The sequence below is a fragment of the Flavobacterium sp. LC2016-23 genome (genome assembly GCF_009674775.1).
Taxonomy (GTDB): Bacteria; Bacteroidota; Bacteroidia; order Flavobacteriales; family Flavobacteriaceae; genus Flavobacterium.
The window spans coordinates 154,854-176,325 of the sequence record NZ_WKKE01000012.1 but is presented as its reverse complement, the minus strand read 5'-3'; the positions used below and the strand labels follow the sequence as shown (position 1 = coordinate 176,325).

The following is a 21,472-nucleotide window of genomic DNA, read 5'->3' as shown; positions in this document are numbered from 1 at the left end:
ATTAATGAGGCTGAATTTGCCAAATTTAAGTCCGTTCAGAATTCGTATCCCACCACAACGCCTGAACGCGGGGATCTATTGAATCAGCTGGCGTATTGTATTTATACTTCAGGCTCTACAGGAAATCCAAAAGGCGTACTAAACCATCATGCAGGCCTTTACAATCGCCTGGTCTGGATGAAAGAATACCTGAAAGTGGACGAAAAAGAAGTCTTTCTTCAGAAAACGCCTTATACCTTCGATGTTTCCGTTTGGGAATTGATTTTGCCTTTCCTTACCGGAAGTTCCCTGGTCATTGCCAAACCCGAAGGACATAAAGATGTGGTCTATTTACAGGACATCATCAGTAAAAAACAAGTTTCGATCGTGCATTTTGTGCCTTCAATGCTGGGTGTTTTCCTTTTGGATGCCGACGGTGAAAAATGCAAAAGTCTGGCCCATATTGTATGTAGTGGAGAAGAGCTGCCGGCCCTTATGGCACAGGAATGCAAGGAAAAATTCGCAAACGCGCAGCTGCACAATCTTTATGGCCCTACAGAAGCCGCTATTGATGTCACAGCTATCAACCTGAGCGAAATTGATGTTTTAAAGGAAGGCGTAAGCATTGGGAAACCCATCGCCAACACCAGTATTTATATCGTAAATCATTCCCTTGAACTGCAGCCTTTTGGTGTTCCGGGTGAGTTATTGATTTCAGGAATTCAGGTAGCCAGAGGTTATCTGAACCTTCCGGAACTTACACAAGACCGTTTTATAGCCGATCCGTTCAGAGAAGGGTATCAGGTGTACCGCACCGGAGACATCGCCCAATGGAAATCCGATGGCTCGATCCATTATATGGGAAGAATTGACAATCAGGTCAAAATAAGAGGGAACAGGATTGAACTGGGTGAGGTTGAAAACGCCATCATGGCGTATGGCGGCATCCAGCAGGCCGTAGCGACGCCTAAAGAAGTAAACGGCGAGAAAGTTTTGGTGGCCTATTACCTTTTAGAAAGAGGAACAGAAATAGACAAAGCGGCCATCCGTACTTATTTGCAGGGAAAACTTCCCGAATATATGGTACCGGGCTTTTATGTAGTACTGGAAAACTTACCGATGACTTCAAGCGGCAAAGTTGACCGCAAAGCCTTACCGGGAATTGGAGGCGACGATCTTATTCGTAGAGAGTACAAAGCACCCGGAAATCCAACCGAAGAGAAACTGGCCACGATCTGGCAGGATATTCTGGGCATAGAGCAGGTGGGCATTACCGATAATTTTTTCGAACTGGGAGGCACTTCTTTTCAGCTGATCAAATTGCAGAAAATGATTGAATTGCTGTGGCCCGACAAGATGGTTATTTCGGATTTATTTGAATTTAATTCGATAAAAGACATCGCAGTCTTTATCAATAGAGATTCAGGCGAAACCGACTTAGAAGAGAAAGACGAGATGAAATTTTTTGAAATTTAAAAACAAAACGATTATGGATATTGCATTAATTGGAGCTAGTATAAAATATGCTGATATAACAACGCTGCAACAGTTTGCAGAAGTGATAAGAAATAATAGTATTTGTGTCAAACAACCCACAAAAGAAAGAATCTTACATTCTAAAATCGATCCAAAAGAAAGGTATCATCCGTATGGCTATTTAGACAGGGCAGATCTTTTCGACCATGAATTTTTTAATTTGTCCAAAGGAGAAGCCAATACAATCGATCCCGGACACCGAATGATCCTGGAAGGGGTCTGTACTGCCATTGAAAATAGCGGTTATGACTTGGATTATATCGCCTCGCAAAACACAGGATTGTTTACCACCACTCAAACGGGACTTTATAATTTGCTGTACCAATCCGAAAATAAAGGATTGGATTTTATAGGCGGACTGGCTTCAATAGGCGGTGGAAGAATAGCGAATATTCTAAATATCAGAGGGCCTGTAATGAACATAGACACGGCATGTTCGTCGTCTTTGGTGGCTGTGCATGAAGCCGTACAAAACATAAGAAGAGGCGAAATTGATTTAGGCATTGTAGCCGGTTCACGTTTGTTATATCTGTTTAATGAAGCCGACAGTTTCGAAAAAGATGCCATCATGTCGACCGACGGGATGTGCAGGGCTTTTGATGAAGAAGCCTCAGGAACGGCAGGAGGAGAAGGTATAGCCGTTGTGATTCTGAAAAGACTCGACCACGCCATAAGAGATAACGACACTATTTTATCGGTTATAAAAGGATCCGCTATTAATAATGACGGAAGCAGTTCGAATAGTATAACGGCTCCCAGTCCGGCCGCGCAAAAAAATGTTATTTTAAGTGCCTGCAAAAACGCTGATATTCCTGTGACCAGCGTAGGGTATATCGAAACGCACGGAACGGGAACTAAGCTCGGAGACCCTATCGAGTATAAAGGAATAAAAGATGCTTTTTCGAGTACTAATGAGCCTTATTCGGTTCGTTTAGGGACTTTAAAACCCAATATCGGACATCTGGATAATATGTCGGGATTGTTTGGATTCCTAAAAGTAGCTCTTGTACTAAAAGAAAAAGAGTTTTTCCCGCTGGCCAATTTTAATACGGTAAATAAATTTATAGAAGAAGACCCTGATATTCTTCTGCAAAAAGAAGGAAATAAATGGGTTACGGATCAAATTAGAAGGGCAGGAGTGAGTTCGTTTGGCCTGAGTGGTACCAATGTACACATCATTTTGGAAGAATATACAGCAACTGCAGGAACAACTTCAAATACAGATTCTAATAGCTGGTTTAAAATTGCTGCAAAAAGCAAAAATGCCTTAAAAGAGTACATTGACAGTATTTATAATTTTATTTCAGAAACGACTCCGATAGAAGATCTGGCGTATACCTTAAACACTGGCAGAAAAGACTATAAATACCGACTGGCCGTATCAGGTAATACGATTGCTGAAATAAAAAAATCGCTTTTAAACCAAAAAGAGAATGATGAAGTTAAGACAGCAAAATATACCAAAATCGCTTTACTATATCTTTCTGATGCTGTTCCAAATGTTGAAAATTTCTTAAAATGCACGCAATTTAAAGATGTTTTCCTGAACCTGCAAAAAGAGATTGACAACGATCAAACAGATTTTGCGGTGTCACAAACGCTGGCATTCCAGGTTTCTTTATTCAGATACCTGTCGACAAAAGGATTTAACGTCAATCAGCTGATTTGTAATGGTACTGTAGCTAAAGCTTCAAAAGAAATAATTGAAGGTAAAAACAGCATTTCTAAAGGTTTAAACTTTAATGAAAGTTTTAGTTTAGACCTGGAGAAACTAAAAATATTAGCTCAAAACTGTAATGATAATAACATATTGTTAGTCGTGGTTGGTAACAATACCCATTCCATGCCGGGTATTCTTGCAGCGCTAAAAGAAGAACAAATTCCGTGCATAGATGTATTAAAAATCATGGACTGTAATAATTGGAATTTATTGTGGAGTACCCTGTACAATAACGGTCTAGAATTTAACTGGAAAGAATTTTACAGGAACGAAGTATTCAAAAAAGTGAATGCGCCAACGTATCCGTTTGAAAAAATATCTTGCTGGAATGAGCATAAAAATCCTTTGTTTTTTAATCCGATCCACCAAAAAACAGAAGAAGGAAAACCAGCATTTAATATTGAAAACCTGAGTGAGGAAGAAATTGTGGTGGGCATTTTAAAAGAAATTTTAAAAAATGACAATTTAAGCCTTACCGACGATTTTTTTGAATTGGGCGGAAATTCAATTGTAGGCGTTCAGTTTATAAACAGGGTCAATGAACTGTTTGACATCAGCATAAACTTTGATGCTTTGTTTGACTGTTATGAGATCAGTGAAATTGTAACCCTTATTAAAGATGCAGTTGAAGTAAAAAGCATAAATAATGTTGTAGCACTTCCCCTGACCAACGAATTGATTTTTGAAACTCTTGAGGCTTCCAACTCGCAGCAAAGAATGTGGATTGAATCTCTACTAGATACGTCGATGCAATCTATTTACAATATTGCCCTGACCTACAATGCGAAAGGAAGTTTAAATATTGAAGTTTTCAAGCAAACATTACAGGAATTAATCAGGGTGCATGCCTGTCTTCGCTCGACATTCTTCACCGATGAGAATGGAACGATCCAGCAGAAAATAAACGAGATTGAAAACACGGCAATTGATCCGTTTTTCACTTTTTATTCCAGTAACGATCCTTTTCTGCTGGAACAGAAAAAAGAAGAAATTCAAAATTTTCACTTTGATTTAGAACAGGGACCTTTGTTTCATGCCGCTGTTCTTCAAACGGATGAAAGCCATTACAAATTAGTCTTTGTTTTTCATCACATCATTTTTGATGGCTGGTCTACAGGGATTTTTATAAAAGATTTTGTATCCATTTATAAGCAGATTAGCAGTAAAGTGTATGTTCCTGCAGCCGGTAAAAAGGATTATTTTGACTACCTGCTTTGGCTGAAAGGAAATTTGCACCCTGAACAAACAGCATCCTACACCGATTATTGGAGGGAAAAACTGGGAAATATCAATTCCAATTTAAAATTAGGAAATCCGAACACCGGAAGTTTAGACGGGGCGCGGCTGAATTTTACGATAGCTAAAAACCTGAAAGAGAAGTTGGTCGATTATGCCAATAAAAACAGGGTAACACTGTTCAGCCTTTTAATTTCCTCCGTAAGAATCTCATTATACCGACTGGCTCAGGAAAACTTTGTCATCGGTACAGCGGTTTCCGGAAGGGTTAAAAAAGAGTTTGAATCCACCATTGGTATGTTTATCAATACACTGCCTCTTTATACCGAAATAGATGCGGATAAAAGCTTTTCCGATGCTGTCGCTGATGAAATGACGACTATTATGAAGGCATTGGAATACCAGACGTACCCTTACGATTTGATCTTAAATGATTTGAAAATTGCGAACAAAAAGTCCTTTTTTGATGTTATGGTCGTCTTGCAAAATCAGAATAACAGAGCCGGAATGGTGAGCAAAAGCGACCTTCCTTTTGAAATCGAAGAAGAAATCAGTCAGACTGCGGCATTTTCGAGATTCAATCTGTCCTTTACGTTTTTCGATCTTTTAGATACTTTGGAACTGGAATTAGAATACAAATCAGGAGTGTTTAGTCAGGAGTTGATACACGCAATCATGGATACGTTTTTCCATCTTCTGGAACAATTTACTGATGCTCCCGGGAACAAGATTTCGCAGTTTTCCATCTTAAATGAAAACCAGTTTGAGGCCATCGTCTATGGATTTAATGCTACCAAATCTGATTTCCCTGAAGATAAAACCATTATAGAACTATTCGAGGAACAGGTAGAAAAAACGCCCGATATCATTGCCGTTATTTTTGAGGATAAGGAACTAACGTATCAGGAACTTAACGCAGAAGCCAATCAATTGGGCTGCTTTTTAAGAGAGCTTTTCCAAATTGTACCAGACGATCTGATCGGAATTAAACTGGAACGAAGCGAGAGAATGATTCTGGCTATTTTAGGAGTACTCAAATCCGGTGCGGCCTATGTGCCTATAGATCCTTCGTACCCTCAGGAGCGAATAGACTATATCGAAAAAGACAGCAATTGCAAAATTGTAATTGATGAAAATGTATTGCTTTTATTTTATAAAAATCAAAACGCGTACCTCGGTAAAAATATCGAAAAAATAAACAGCCCAAAGGACCTGGCTTATATTATTTACACTTCGGGAACTACAGGAAATCCGAAAGGGGTGATGGTGGAACATACGAATGTAGTGAATCTGATTACTTCACAGACCAGACAGTTTAAAATAGACGAAAACGAAAAAATTCTTCAGCTTTCAAACTACACTTTTGATGCGTCTGTAGAGCAAATTTTCCTGGCGCTTTGCAACGGAGCGAGTTTGTACCTCATTGGAAGATCAGCCTTACTGGAAGCCGAAATCTTTGAAGAATTTATAGCTGCAAATGAAATTACGCATCTTCATGCAGTGCCTTCCGTTCTGGAAAAAATAACACCCGACAGTCGTTTTAGTCTAAAAAGAGTAATTGCCGGAGGAGACAGCTGTCCCGAAAAACTAGCGGAGTCCTGGAGCACGATTTGTGATTTTTATAATGAATACGGTCCAACCGAGACGACAGTCACATCGATTGAACTTCTCTATGACAAAAAAACAACATTTTGTATTGGTACTCCAATTTCAAATACACAGGTGTATATTCTGGATAACAATCTGTTGCCAACCCAGCTCGGCGTTTTGGGCAAAATATACATTTCCGGTGCCGGAGTTACCCGCGGTTATTTGAACAAACCGGAGCTGACTGCCGAAAAATTCATTGAAAATCCATTTGTACCCCATACCAAAATGTACGATACCGGAGATTTAGGCCGATGGCTGCCCGATGGAAACATTGAATTTTCAGGCCGAAATGACGATCAGGTAAAAATAAGAGGTTTCAGAATTGAGCTGGGGGAAATAGAAAATACCCTTTTGCAGTTTTCAGAAGACTTACGACAAGTCGTAGTGCAACCGCAACAGGTGAACGGAGACAAAACTTTAGTGGCGTATTACGTTTCGGATACTGAATTGGACAAAGCCGAAATTCGCCGCTATCTCCAAACGAAGTTACCGGAGTATATGGTTCCTTCCTTTCTGGTCGTTCTGGAACACCTGCCGTTAACGGCCAACGGAAAGATTGATCGCAGTGCCTTGCGAGGGATCAGTGAAGGCGATATCATCAGGAAAGCCTATGTCGGGCCAAGAAATGAAATCGAACAAAAAATAGCCGAAATATGGCAGGAAATTCTTGGAGTTGAAAAAGTAGGCGTTACGGATAGTTTTTTTGAGCTGGGCGGACATAGTCTGAATGCGACAAAACTGATTAGTATTATTCATAAACAGTTTAATGTCAAATTATCCATCATCGATTTGTTTGACAACATTATACTGGAAGAATTAGCACTGCTTTTAGAAAATACCCTCCTGTACAGCAGCAGTAATGAAGAAAACATTTCAATTGAAGAATCTGAAAATTTCACGATCTAATCTGTAAAACCGAAGCCCTCAGGGGGCAAAATTGAAATACTAATAAAACAAAAATCACTAATGAATCGGTTATTATTTATTGCATTTATTTTAAGTAACGTATTAACAGCACAAGTCAAAATATCCGGGAAAGTGGTTACTGCAGAAAATAGTCCTGTAGCGTTTGCTGAAGTGGTCCTTTTTGAAAATAATGGCGCTCGTCCTGTAAAAGGGGAGGTGACAAACGAAAAAGGGGAATTCATAATACCATACAAAGCGGGTTTGTATAGACTGCAAATCAGTCAGTTTAATTCTGTTTTGTATACGAAACAGATAGAAGTTACTGCAGACCTTGATTTAGGGGAAATTATAACGAATCCCGCACAGGAATTAGCGGCAGTGGTCATTACCCAAAAGAAAGAAATCGTAGAGCGAAAAGTAGACCGGCTGGTTTTCAACATAGAAAACACAATTAGTACGGCGGGTGGCGATGCGCTGGACGCCCTAAAGATTACCCCCGGTATACAGATTCAGAATGAGACGATAAACATCGTAGGTAAAAGTACTGTAAGAGTTTTGCTCGACGATAAAATGATTGAACTCGGACAGGAAGAACTGACCAATTTATTGAAATCAATTCCTGCCGAAAACATCAAGAGTATTGAAGTCATTACGACACCGCCCGCTAAATACGAGGCATTGGGAAATAGCGGACTGGTCAATATCAGGTTGAAGAAGGCTAAAAAAGATTCCTGGAACCTCTCTCTCGGGACGGGCTACTTACAGAGACACCACGATAGCGAAGGATCAAACACAAGCAATTTTATATACAACCAGAATAAACTGAGTATGTCTGCTTCCTTGAATTACAGGGATAGCGGAATCTACCTGGAACAGGAAAGCCGCATTCACTTTGCAGATGAATTATGGGTTTTAAATTACCCGCTCCAGAAAAAGTCTAAAATGCTGAATGGAATTTTCAACATGCAATATATAGCAACACCCAAATGGGTGGTGGGCTTTCAGTATCTCACTAACATCAATAAAACAGACACGGATGCCACCAGAAGTCTGTTGATTTATGATAATGATACCAATGAAATTAACAAAAACATTACTTCTGTCGGATATGCTTATTTAAGGCCAACGCTTCATTCCGTAAATTTCTTTAATGAATATAAGCTCAATCCAAAAGGCGGGAAAATGTTCGTGAATCTGGATTATTTCAAATACAAAAGCAAAGATTCCAGACCCTATGAAGGAACTTCAGAGGAATATAACCCGCCTAAGGAACAATTTTTTAAGGGAATCAATAACAACAATCAGAACATCCGTAACTTCTCCGCTAAAATTGATTTTGAAACCCCTTTAGAATGGATCAATCTTGGTTTTGGGGGAAAGGTTTCCTTTTCAGACACCAAAAATTTAATTTCAACATTCAATAGTGATTTTACAGATCAGCCGGTAACCGATTTACCGCTGGCAGAATTTGACTTCAGCTATAAAGAAAATGTTCAGGCCGTATATGCATCCGGAAACAAAAAGTTCAGTAACAATCTGGAATCACAGGTTGGCCTTAGAGTTGAAAATACGCAGGCAAAATCGTATGATGTAGCCTTAGATCAGTCCGTAAATAAGAATTATACCAAGCTGTTCCCGTCGGTCAATATCTCATACGCCCCGCAGCCGGGTGCTGTCTACAGACTGAGTTACAGCCGAAGGATAGACCGGCCTACTTTTGCCCAGTTAAACCCTAACATTGCCTATATCAATCCGTTTCAGAGCATACAGGGGAATCCTTTACTGCAGCCTGCCTTCATCGATAATTTTGAATTTATTTTTTCGTACAAAAAGCTGGAAAGCAAACTGTATTACAGTCATGATAAAAATGTATTCATGCAGATATCCACGCCCGATCCGAATACCAATGTGGTACGGATCATTAACCAAAACATCTTTAATATGGAGCGATACGGGATTTCGGAAATCTATGTCTTCAACAAATTCAAATGGTGGACAAGCAACAACACGGCTGATTTCAATTATACCAAATCAAAATCATTAATTGAATCAACAAACGGAGTGGAAGGTTTTAACCTTAAACTGGCAACGAATAATGATTTCGCCCTAAACGATAAAAAAACAGTCCTGTTAAACGTGAATTACTGGTATGTTTTTCCAAAAACAGAAGGATTTGTAAAGTTAGACGCATCCAGTTCTGCCGCAGTAACACTTCAATATTTACTTAATGACAACCTCAGGATATCACTGAAAGCCAATGATATTTTCAGAACTGAAAAAATAAATTTTAACCCAACCGTAAACGGAGTATACCAGGAATACAGGCTTTACAACGACAGCCGGTACGTACAGCTGTACCTCAATTACAGGCTTGGAAGCAAAAAAGCAAAAAGTGTAAGCAGGAATACCGGGAATGAGGAAGAAAGAAAAAGAGTCGGCAATTAAGGTGTAGCACAGAAAGAAGCAGTCAGTTAATATAAAATACAAATTATAAAAAATATTTTTAGATGGAAGGATTAGTTTATTTAAAACCGAACGTAGTAATTGAGCCTTTAATAGAAAGATGGTATGCCTGGTCGCACCTGATATCGCCCGCAACGGCAGCCATGAATGTAACCAAAAGGCATATTGAAATAATGAATTCTTATCTGGAATCGCCTGCGGTGCACGATGAGGCCGTTAAAGACCCTAAAATGCTGGGTGGTCCTTTTATGGATTATAACGGAGATCGTTCAGAGGACGTAAGAAAGTTGCTGGAATCAACCTTTACCAATCAGAAAGAACTAATTAGTCTTTCCATGGCGATACGAAAACTGGTTTTAATGTTGAATAAAGAGGCCAAAGGACAATCGTTAGAGGGACTGTATAAAAATGTACCCGATATTTTAAAAGGCTATGTAGAATTAATTTATGATCTGAACGGCAATCCATCTTTCCGATTTTACGAGCAGCTTTTATACAAAAGTAAATTTTATAACAAAAACAATCAAAGCCTGGCGTTGTGGGTGACGAATAACGATTCACGTCCTTTTTGCTTAAGCACTCCGCGACTGAATGAGAAAGACGTTCTGCATTTAGATATGCCGTTTGATCATCAATTTATAGATGAATTAAGCAAAATGAAAAGAACGCCCCGTCCTTACAGCGAAATCAGGGAATTGCTGGGCGATTTAAATGAAACCGAGAGCGCTTTATTCGAATCGTTTTTTACGGATACGCCGTCGGTACCGTATGTAAAATATGAAGGCGATAAAATCAGAATGCGATACTTTGGCCATGCCTGCATCCTAATCGAAACCAAAGAAGTAAGCATACTCGTAGATCCGTTAATCAGTTACTACGGATACCAATCCAGCGTAGAGCATTTTTCGGATTACGAACTGCCTGAAAAGATCGATTATGTATTGATTACCCACAATCATCAGGATCATATTTTACTGGAAACGCTGCTGCCGCTTAGACATAAAATAAAAAACATTATAGTGCCGCGTTCCGGTGGCGGACATCTTCAGGATCCTTCCCTGAAACTGATGTTCAACAATATAGGTTTTGATAATATTATTGAAATTGAAGAATTCGCTACGGTAAACTTTTCAGATTGCAGGATTACAGGGGTTCCTTTTACAGGAGAGCACAGTGATCTGGACATCAAGGCTAAAATCTGCTATCACGTTGAAATCGCTGAATTTTCATTGCTTTTTGCAGCAGACTCCAGGATTTTAGAAAAGAAATTATACGAGCATACACAAAGTGTAATCGGTGATGTAGATGTTATTTTCCTTGGAATGGAATGTGACGGCGCTCCATTGACCTGGTTATACGGACCACTGGTCGTAAACGAATTGTCTAAAGAACACGATCAGTCCAGAAGACTGGCCGGATCTGACTTTGCAAGGGGAATGCATTTAGTAGATGTCTTTAACCCATTAGAAGTATATGTGTACGCTATGGGGCAGGAGCCGTGGTGTGAGTTTATCAGCAGTATCAAATACACCGATGAATCCAATCCAATTATACAGTCCAACCGCCTCATTGCCGAATGCAGTTCGAGGGAAATAATCACAGAAAGGTTATTTGGCGAAAAGGAGATCTTATACAGCAAGAAAAAAACAGAAAACTATAGTTTGGTTTAAAAAGAATATGCAAACGGATTACACCGGATTTTAAATAAAAACCACTGTAATCCGTGATCAAAAACAAATCAGGGAATCATTACAGACAAGTATATAATAAGATAAAGCGATGCAAACACTACTCAAAAAATTAAGGGCCTCCAATATAAAACTTAATTTATCGGGAGATAAACTGGATATTAATGCTCCGAAAGGAGTGCTGACGAATGAGTTATTAGATGAAATTAAATTGCACAAGCAAAAAATAATTGATTTCATCAAACTGTCACAAAACGCCAATGATAGCCATAATGATATCCCCAATGTACCTGAGGCGGAAACGTACACCGTTTCCTCATCGCAAAAAAGTTTGTGGCTGCTGTGTCAGTTAGAAGAACAAAACACGGTATATAACATTCCCAGCATTTTTGAATTAAAAGGAGACCTAAATACAGACGCTCTTGAGAAAGCGTTTCAGGCGTTGCTGGAACGCCATGAATCTTTAAGAACGGTTTTTGTTGAAACAGCCAATACTGAAGTAAGACAACAGATTATTGCCCTTAAAGACCTGAATTTTAAGTTTCAAACAGAAGATTTATCTTCTCATAACGGTAACCAGAATCTAAATGATCGTATTGAACAGGAATTAAAATACGCATTTGATTTGGCAAAGGATTGTTTGGTTCGTGCAAAGCTCATCAAAACTTCCGGCGACACTTTTATTTTTGTACTGGTCATTCATCACATCATTAGCGATGGCTGGTCGATACAGGTCATGATGAACGAGCTGTTTGCTTTATATCATGCTTTTACAAAGAATATCTCCAATCCGTTGCCGCCTTTACAAATTCAATATAAAGATTACGCAGCCTGGCAGCAAAACCAGTTAAGAGATACTAGTGCGGCACACAAAGAGTACTGGCTGAAACAATTTCAGGACACTATTCCCATACTGGATTTACCGGTATACAAAACAAGACCGCTTACCAAAACATTTAACGGAGGTATTGTAAAGAGAAGTTTTAGCAGTGAAATCTTAAAAGAATTTTCCAGTTTATGTCAGGCCCATGATGCTACTTTATTCATGGGATTAACCAGCCTGCTGAACGTCTTATTTTACAGATATACTCACCAGAATGATATTATAATCGGGACACCCATTGCCGGAAGACCCCACTCGGATTTGCAAAATCAGACAGGGCTTTATTTAAACACCTTAGCCCTGCGAACTCAGTTTGACGGACAGGACAGCTTTGTTGATGTATTACTGAATGTTAAAAACAGAACACTGGAAGCCTATGAGCATCAGATCTATCCGTTTGATGAATTAATTGAAAATTTAAACTTAAAAAGAGACGCAAGCCGCAGTCCGTTATTTGATGTGATGCTGATCCTGCAGAACATGGACAGTTTCGACAGCAAACAACAACTGGATGGCATCACTATTCAACAATATCAGAACAAACAAAATCTGCTGATCAAATACGACCTGGAGTTTACCTTTGATGAGTTTGGCAATGAATTAAATTTCAACTTAACATTCAATACCGATATTTATACGGTAGATTTTGTTGAAAAAATAACAGCACATTTCGGAACCTTACTGCAAGCCGTTATTGCAGAACCGAACCTTCCGGTTTCGCGTATTGCTTATTTAGCGCCGGAGGAAATAAAGCAGCTGGTTGTCGATTTTAATGACACGTCCGTACCGTATCCAAAAGACAAAACGATTGTACAACTCTTCGAAGAACAGGCCGCACAAACTCCTGATGCTATCGCCATTGTTTTTGAGGAATTGCAATTGACCTATAAAGAACTGAACGAAAAAGTAAATCAGTTTGCCTCTTATCTGCGCGAAAGCTACGATATCCAGCCGGATGATTTTGTAGGCATCAAATTAAGCCGAAGCGAACAGTTGCTGATTGCTATTTTAGGAGTTCTGAAATCCGGAGCCGCCTATGTTCCGATCGATTCCGATTATCCACAGGAAAGAATAGAATACATCGAAGAAGATACCAATTGCAAGGCTATTATTGACGAGGATGAACTGATGATGTTTAACTTCCAGCGCTTCCGGTATAAAACTGAAAATCCGGATCCTGTAAACAGCCCGTCCGATTTAGCCTATATCATTTATACATCAGGTTCCACCGGAAATCCAAAAGGAGTGATGGTGGAGCATCGCAATGTGGTAAGACTGGTTAAGCCTTGTTCCTACTTTCCATTACATTCAGAAAAGATTCTGCTGAGCACAGGTTCCATCTCTTTTGATGCCACCACTATAGAGTTTTTCGGAACGTTGCTAAACGGAGCTACCCTGGTACTCACTACTCAGGACGATTTACTTGATTTATCGACTTTAGAAAACATCGTTAAAACAAATGCAGTCAATAGTCTCTGGATGACGGCTTCCTGGTTTAACAGTGTGGTCGAAAATAATATCGGTTTTTTCGAAAACATCAGTCAGTTGATTGTGGGAGGAGATGTAGTATCACCCAAACACACCCAAAAAGTGTTCGAAAGCAATCCGTCCATAAAAATTGTAAATGGGTACGGACCTACCGAAAACACTACCTTTTCGCTAACTTTTGATATTCAGAACGAAAAGTACATCACGATTCCGATTGGTAAACCCATCCCAAACAGCCAGGCTTACGTGCTGGATCACAATTTACAGCCCGTTGCTATAGGCGTAAGCGGTAAACTGTATTTGTCTGGTGATGGCGTTTCAAGAGGTTATTTAAACCAGCCCGAACTTACAGCCGAAAAATTCATCGAAAATCCGTTTATTCCGGGAACTAAGATATACGATACGGGAGATTTGGGCCGCTGGCTTCCGGATGGTACGATTGAATTTCTGGGCAGAAACGACCATCAGGTCAAAATACGAGGCTACAGAATTGAGCTGGGAGAAATAGAAACCGCCCTTTTGCAATTTTCAGCCAATTTAAAACAAGTCGTTGTTCAGGTGAAAGAGGCCAATGGAGAAAAAGTACTGGTAGCATATTATGTTTCGGACCTCGAAATCGACAATATTGAAATTAGAAATTACCTTCAGACGAAGCTGCCGGAATATATGATTCCTTCCTTTTATGTGCTTTTAGAGCAGATCCCGCTGACCTCAAATGGTAAGACCGACCGTAATGCGCTACCGGGCATCAACGGAGAAGACAGTATTCGAAGAGAGTATGTACAGCCCCGAAATGAGACCGAACAAAAAATGGTCGAAATCTGGCAGGAAGTACTCGGCCTTGAAAAAGTAGGGATTACCGATAATTTCTTTGAAATGGGAGGGCATAGCCTGATTGTGGCACAAGTCATCAACAGGCTCAACAAACAATTGAATAAAACCGTTTCATTCAAGGATTTTTTCTCTAACCCGACCATTGATGCACTGAGTAAAACCTTGAATCAAAATGAGTATGCCGCCATTCCTCAGGCACCGATTATGGAAAGTTATCCTTTAACGGCTTCTCAGAACCGTTTCTGGATTCTGAGCCAGCTCGAAGGAGGTTCTCTGGCCTACAATATGCCGTCGGCGATTAAATTAACCGGCGAGCTGGATACCGCTACTTTTAAAGAAACCTTTAGTTTGCTTATTGAGCGTTATGAAATATTACGAACAAGTTTTAAAAACAATTCAGAAGGTCAGATCGAACAATTTATAACGCCCGCCAATGATATTAATTTTGAAGTGGCAGAGCAGGATTTCAGCAACCATAAGGAGCAGGAAGATCTTGTTTTACAGTATCTGGAGGAACAGAATGCCATTACTTTCAATCTGGAACAAGCCCCTTTGATAAGAGCCTCTTTGATCAAAACAGAAGAAAAGGAACATATTTTTTCACTGTGTATGCATCATATCATTGGTGATGGCTGGTCTGTGCAGTTAATCATTTCCGAAATCGTAAAAATATACAATGCCATAGTTCAGGGAATCCCGGTTGATTTACCCGATTTAAACATCCATTACAAAGATTATGCAGTATGGATTAATGAAGAAAATAAACAGGAAAAGTACCAGCAATCCAGAAAGTTCTGGTTAAACCAGTTGAGTGGAGAATTACCGGTAATAGAACTGCATAGTTTTAAGAAAAGGCCTTTGGTTCAAACCTACAATGGCGCTGTTAAATCTTATGCATTTTCCGCTCCGCTTTTAGAGCAGCTAAAAACGTTTTCAGGGGAACAGGATGTCACCTTGTTTATGACCTTAATGGCCGGAATCAAAACGCTCCTGCACCGCTACAGTAATCAGGACGATATTATTGTGGGCACACCGATAGCAGGCCGTGAACACCCTGATTTAGAAAATCAGTTGGGGCTTTTCCTGAATACACTTGCGATTCGAACCAAATTTGAACCTGGTGACAGCTTTCGGGATGTTTTAAATAAAGAAAAAGAAACGCTTTTAAATGCTTACCAGCATCAGGAGTATTCTTTTGATGAACTGGTGGGAAACCTGAATCTGAAAAGAGACCTGAGCCGATCGGCTTTGTTTGATATTTTGGTGGTGCTTCAAAATCAGGCGCAGTTAAAAAATATAACCAACGACACTGGTTTAACAGGATTAGAAGTAGATGCTTTTGATTTTGAGAATAAAACCTCAAAATTTGATATCACCTTTATTTTTACGGAAACAGAACAGCTGTTGCTGAACGTCAATTACAATACCGATATATACGACACGTTTTTGATCGATGCGCTATTCTGTCACCTCGAAAATGTCTTTAACGAAGGGATCAGTGATCCCGAACAAGCCATTGATAAGCTGGATTATTTGACCGCTGCCGAGAAAACAAGAGTACTGAGCGATTTTAATGCTACTGCGGCAGTTTATCCCGAAAATAAAACACTTATTGATGTGTTTGAAGAACAGCTTGAAAAAACGCCGGATAATATCGCGGTGGTTTTTGAAGAAACAGTACTGACCTATCAAGAACTTAACGAACAGGCCAACCAGCTGGCGTATTATTTGAGAAGAAACCATGCCATTGCACCGGGAGATTTAGCAGGGATAAAACTGGAACGCAGCGAGAGAATAATCGTAACCATTTTAGGAATATTAAAATCAGGAGCAGCTTACGTACCGATTGATTCTTCTTATCCTCAGGAAAGAATTGAATACATCGAAAGAGACAGTAATTGCAAAATTGTAATTGATGAACCTGTCTTTGAGGCCTTTTATGCAACCAGAGAAAGCTATTCAGACCTGAATATTGAAAAAATAAATACCCCGACAGACCTGGCTTATATTATTTATACCTCAGGAACAACGGGGAATCCAAAAGGGGTAATGGTAGAACACAGGAATGTCATCAACCTGATCAGTTCGCAGACCAGACAGTTTCAAATTGATGAAACCGAAAGAATTCTGCAGCTTTCCAATTTTTCTTTTGACGCCTCCGTGGAGCAGACCTTTTTGGCACTCCTGAATGGAGCCGCTTTATACATATTGCCAATAAAAGTGTTGTTAGATGAAGTTGAATTGGAGCAATTTGTATTTGAAAACAAAATTACCCACTTCCATTCCGTTCCGTCGGTAGTAAGTAAATTAAAACCTTCCAAAAGACTTAGTTTAAGAAGAGTACTGTCCGGAGGTGATATTTGTTCCGAAAAACTGGCGGAGTCCTGGAATACTATTTGTGATTTTTACAATAAATATGGTCCAACGGAAACCACTGTGACGTCCATAGAATTTTTGTACAGCAGAGACCAGCCGTTTTCTATTGGTCGTCCGATTTCAAATACGCAGGTATATATCCTTAACAATGCCTTATTGCCAACGCCTCTGGGAGTTTCAGGAAATGTATACATATCCGGAGCAGGAGTGACCCGTGGGTATTGGAATAAACCGGAACTCACCGCAGAAAAGTTCATTGAAAATCCTTTTATTCCAGGTACCAAAATGTACGATACCGGAGATATAGCACGCTGGCTGCCGGACGGAAACATTGAATTTTCAGGCAGAAACGACCATCAGGTAAAAATAAGAGGGTTCCGAATTGAATTAGGCGAAATAGAAACCAGCCTTTTACAATATTCCGCTCCTGTAAAGCAGGCCGTAGTGCAGGCCCGAGAAGTCAACGGAGAAAAAGTACTGGTGGCCTATTATGTAACTGATGCCGAAATAGATAAAGCAGCCATCAGAAGCTATCTTTTAGGAAAGCTGCCGGAATATATGGTGCCTTCGTTTTATATCGGTCTGGATCAGTTCCCGGTAACACCCAACGGCAAAATAGATCGTAAAGCATTGCCGGATATTAGTGGCGAAGATGGTATTCGAAAAGAATATGTTGCCCCACGAAATGAGACCGAACAAAAAATGGCCGAAATATGGCAGGAAGTACTCGCTGTAGAAAAAGTGGGGATTACCGATAATTTCTTTGAGTTGGGCGGACATAGTCTCATCGTGGCACAAGTCATCAACAGGCTCAACAAACAATTGAATAAAACAGTGTCGTTCCGGGATTTTTTTGCTAACCCCACCATCGATGCGCTGAGTAAAACCCTGAACCAAAACGAGTATACAGCCATTCCTCAGGCAGCGATTATGGAAAGCTACCCTTTAACAGCTTCCCAATACCGATTCTGGATATTGAGTCAGCTGGAAGGTGCTTCTTTAGCGTATAATATGCCCGCAGCCCTAAAATTAAAAGGAGAACTGGATACCGATAAATTTAAGGAAACCTTTCAGTTGTTAATTCAAAGACATGAAATATTACGAACAGGCTTCAGGAATACGGCAGCGGGGCAACTGCGCCAGTTTATAAAACCTGTGGAGGAAATTGTTTTTGAAGTGACAGAGAAAGATTTCAGTCATAACGATGGGCAGGAAGCACTTGTTTTAAACTATTTAAAAGAACAAAATGCACTTGTTTTTAATCTGGAGCAAGCTCCTTTACTGCGGGCTTCCTTAATTAAAATAAATAAAAACGAACATGTGTTTTTCCTTAGCCTGCATCATATCATCGGGGACGGATGGTCGATGCAGTTAATCATCTCCGAAGTGGTGAAAATATATAATGCCCTCGTTCAGGGAATCACTATTGATTTGCCACCATTAAACTTCCATTATAAAGATTATGCAGTATGGATCAATGAAAAGATTCAGCAGGAAAAATACCAGAAATCCAAAGACTTTTGGCTGAACCAATTCAGCGGGGAATTACCGGTAACAGAACTTCCGAGCTTTAAGAAAAGACCGCTGGTGCAAACCTACAATGGGGAGAATAAGACGCATCAGTTCTCCGGTGCCTTGTTAGAAAAACTAAAAACGTTTTCAAAAGAACATGACGTTACCCTGTTTATGACCTTAATGTCCGGTGTAAAAACGCTGCTGCACCGCTATACAAATCAGGAAGATATTATTGTCGGTACGCCTATAGCAGGCAGGGAACATCCGGACTTAGAAAACCAATTAGGGCTTTACCTTAACACGTTAGCGATTCGAACAAAGTTTGAACAGGAAGATGACTTTCTGGATATTTTAAACAAAGAAAAAGAAATACTTTTAAATGCCTACCAGCACCAGGATTATTCATTTGATGAATTAGTAGAAAACCTGAACCTGAAGCGGGACCTGAGCCGTTCGGCTTTGTTTGATGTGCTGGTAGTGCTTCAAAACCAGAACCAATTGAAAAATCTGGTAAGTCCTTCCGCATTAGCAGGAATAGAAATAGCCGGTTTAGATTTTGAAAATAAGATTGCCAAGCTGGATATAACCTTCACTTTTGTCGAAACAGAGCAGCTAATCCTGAACATTGATTACAACACGGATATCTATGATGCTTTGTTTATAGAGGCCATTTTTGGGCATCTCAGCAATATATTCAACGAAGCGATTGATGATCCTAAACAAGCCATAAACGAGCTCGATTATCTCACGATTGCAGAGGAAAAGAAATTAGTATTGGATTACAATAACAATTCGACAGCCTATCCGGAGGATAAAACCCTGGTGGATCTGTTCGAGGATCAGGTCGCAAAAACACCGGAAAACAGGGCAGTTGTTTACGAAAACAAGAGCTTCACGTACAGGGAAATCAATGAGCAGGCCAATCAGTTAGGCCATTATCTGAGAGCGAATTACCAAATACAAACCGATGATTTAATAGGCATTAAATTAGACCGAAGTGAAAAAATGATCATCACACTACTGGGGATCCTAAAATCGGGTGCTGCTTACGTACCCATTGATAAATCTTATCCGCAGGAAAGAATAGCGTACATCGAAAAAGACAGTAATTGTAAATTGGTGATTGACGAAAATGTACTTGAATTATTCTATAACAACCAGAAAGAATATCCTAAAGTAAATGTTCAAAGAACCACCAGCGCAAATGATTTAGCCTATATCATTTACACTTCGGGAACTACAGGTCATCCGAAGGGAGTGATGATTGAACATAAAAATGCAACGGCACTCATTCACTGGTCGGAGACCGAATTCGACAGTACTAAATTTGAGACCGTATACGCGGTAACTTCTTATTGTTTTGATTTATCTGTTTTTGAAATATTTTATACCCTTTCGATCGGTAAGACGATAAAACTCCTGAAAAATGGTCTCGAAATCAAAAACCATATCGAAAAAGACCAGAAGATATTAATCAATACAGTTCCGTCTGTGGTGAACCAGCTTTTAGACGATGGTGTTTCTTTTGAGTCCGTAAGTATTTTAAATATGGCAGGAGAACCCATTTCGCACAGCATCCTACAAAGACTGCCTTTGGAACAGCTGGAAGTATACAATTTATACGGCCCGTCAGAAGATACGACGTACAGTACCTATTTCAGGATCAGGCAAAAAGACTATCTGTCCATACCCATCGGAAAAGCAATTTCGAATACGCAGCTCTACATTTTAGATCAAAAACTGCATCCGGTACCTACAGGAGTGTTTGGCAAAATATATGTAGCAGGAGCAGGGGTAGCCAGAGGTTATCTGAACAAGCCGGAACTGACGGCAGAGAAATTTATAGCCAACCCGTTTAAGTCCGGAAGTAAAATGTACGACACCGGAGACTTAGGACGCTGGCTGCCGGACGGCAACATTGAATTTTTAGGCCGAAACGACCATCAGGTAAAAATAAGGGGCTTTAGAATTGAATTAGGTGAAATCGAGGCCCGTTTGGCACAATATTCAGCAGCCATCAAACAAGTTGTGGTGGAAGTCAGAGAAGTACATAACGAAAAGGTTTTGGTAGCGTACTATGCTTCCCAGACCGAAATAGACAAAGCGGAGATAAGAAACCACCTTTTAGGAAAATTGCCGGAATATATGGTGCCTTCTTTTTATGTAGCCATGGATAGTTTGCCCCTGACCCCTAACGGAAAAACAGACCGTAAAGCGCTGCCGGGCATTAGTGGAGAAGACGTAATAAGAACAGCTTACGTAGCACCTGCTAATGGGACAGAAAAGAAAATAGCCGAAATATGGCAGGAAATCCTGGGTCTTGAAAAAGTGGGGACTACCGATAACTTCTTTGAGCTGGGTGGAAATAGTATTTCCGCAATCAACACCATTATTAAAATGAATAAAGAGTTTGCTGCGCATTATCCTTTGGATTCACTCTTCCGTTTTAATACCATCGCCGAAATCATAAAGTATCATCTGACTACTATTTTCGATTCAGATAAGGATTTTTATGAATATGGTAACCCCCAGTCTCAAAGTACCGTCTTTGCTTTTCCACCGATAGCGGGCTACGGAAGTGCTTACAGGGACTTATTCCGGAATAATGAAAACTCCAGATTTATATCCTTCAATTTTGTAGAAAACGAAGCGAATCCGGCAGAGTATTATGCCCATAAAATCAATGAAATTCAGGAAAGTGGCGACATTGTTTTATTCGGCTGGTCAGCAGGAGGAATCTTATCCTACGAAGTCGCCAATTATCTCACGAATGTGCTAAACCGAAAAGTATCCCGAATCATCATGTTTGATTCCGTGAGGCTTAACGAAGAAAAACTAAGCATTGAACGCGCTTCTGAAGGATTTGATTTGGGAACCGAAATCAGCGAAAACATGCAGGAAATACTGGCGCAGGCCAAAGAAAAGCGAATAGCCTACATCAATTACCTCATGTCTTTGAAATACACCCATGCCTTATCGACAGAATTAGTGCTGGTCAAAACCCAAAATAATGAAGACAAAAATTGGGAAGCCAACTTTGAAGCCGTTCGTTATATCACCGGAAAAGGCCAGCACCAGAACATGCTCGAAGGAGATCATTTAAAGCACAACAAAAAAATATTAAATAAAATTATTGCGAAAGAAGACATTCTTACCGCCATTTTTCAAGATTAACCTCTTAAAAATCGGCGCTTAAGA

Annotated in this window: 5 protein-coding genes; all 5 read left to right on the top strand. The window is 39.9% G+C overall.

The annotated features are described in order from the left end of the window. The coding region (locus tag GJU43_RS12255) for a non-ribosomal peptide synthetase (RefSeq protein ID WP_154341042.1) at positions 1-1,455 on the top strand (1,455 nt) is incomplete at its 5' end. Between the two features lie 13 nt (positions 1,456-1,468). Then, positions 1,469-7,027, top strand: a complete 5,559-nt coding sequence (locus tag GJU43_RS12250) for a non-ribosomal peptide synthetase (RefSeq protein WP_154341041.1) — start codon at positions 1,469-1,471, stop codon at positions 7,025-7,027. A 60-nt stretch (positions 7,028-7,087) separates the two neighbouring features. Next, the gene (locus GJU43_RS12245; protein ID WP_154341040.1) at positions 7,088-9,472 is read left to right on the top strand and encodes an outer membrane beta-barrel family protein; all 2,385 of its coding nucleotides are present in this window, start codon (positions 7,088-7,090) and stop codon (positions 9,470-9,472) included. 62 nt (positions 9,473-9,534) lie between these two features. After that, positions 9,535-11,160 carry an MBL fold metallo-hydrolase gene (locus GJU43_RS12240; protein WP_154341039.1) on the top strand — a complete coding sequence of 542 codons (1,626 nt, stop codon included), beginning with the start codon at positions 9,535-9,537 and terminating at the stop codon, positions 11,158-11,160. 109 nt (positions 11,161-11,269) lie between these two features. Continuing rightward, a complete protein-coding gene (locus tag GJU43_RS12235; RefSeq protein ID WP_154341038.1) occupies positions 11,270-21,448 on the top strand; it encodes a non-ribosomal peptide synthetase in 10,179 nt (3,392 codons plus the stop codon). Positions 21,449-21,472: the final 24 nt, after the last annotated feature.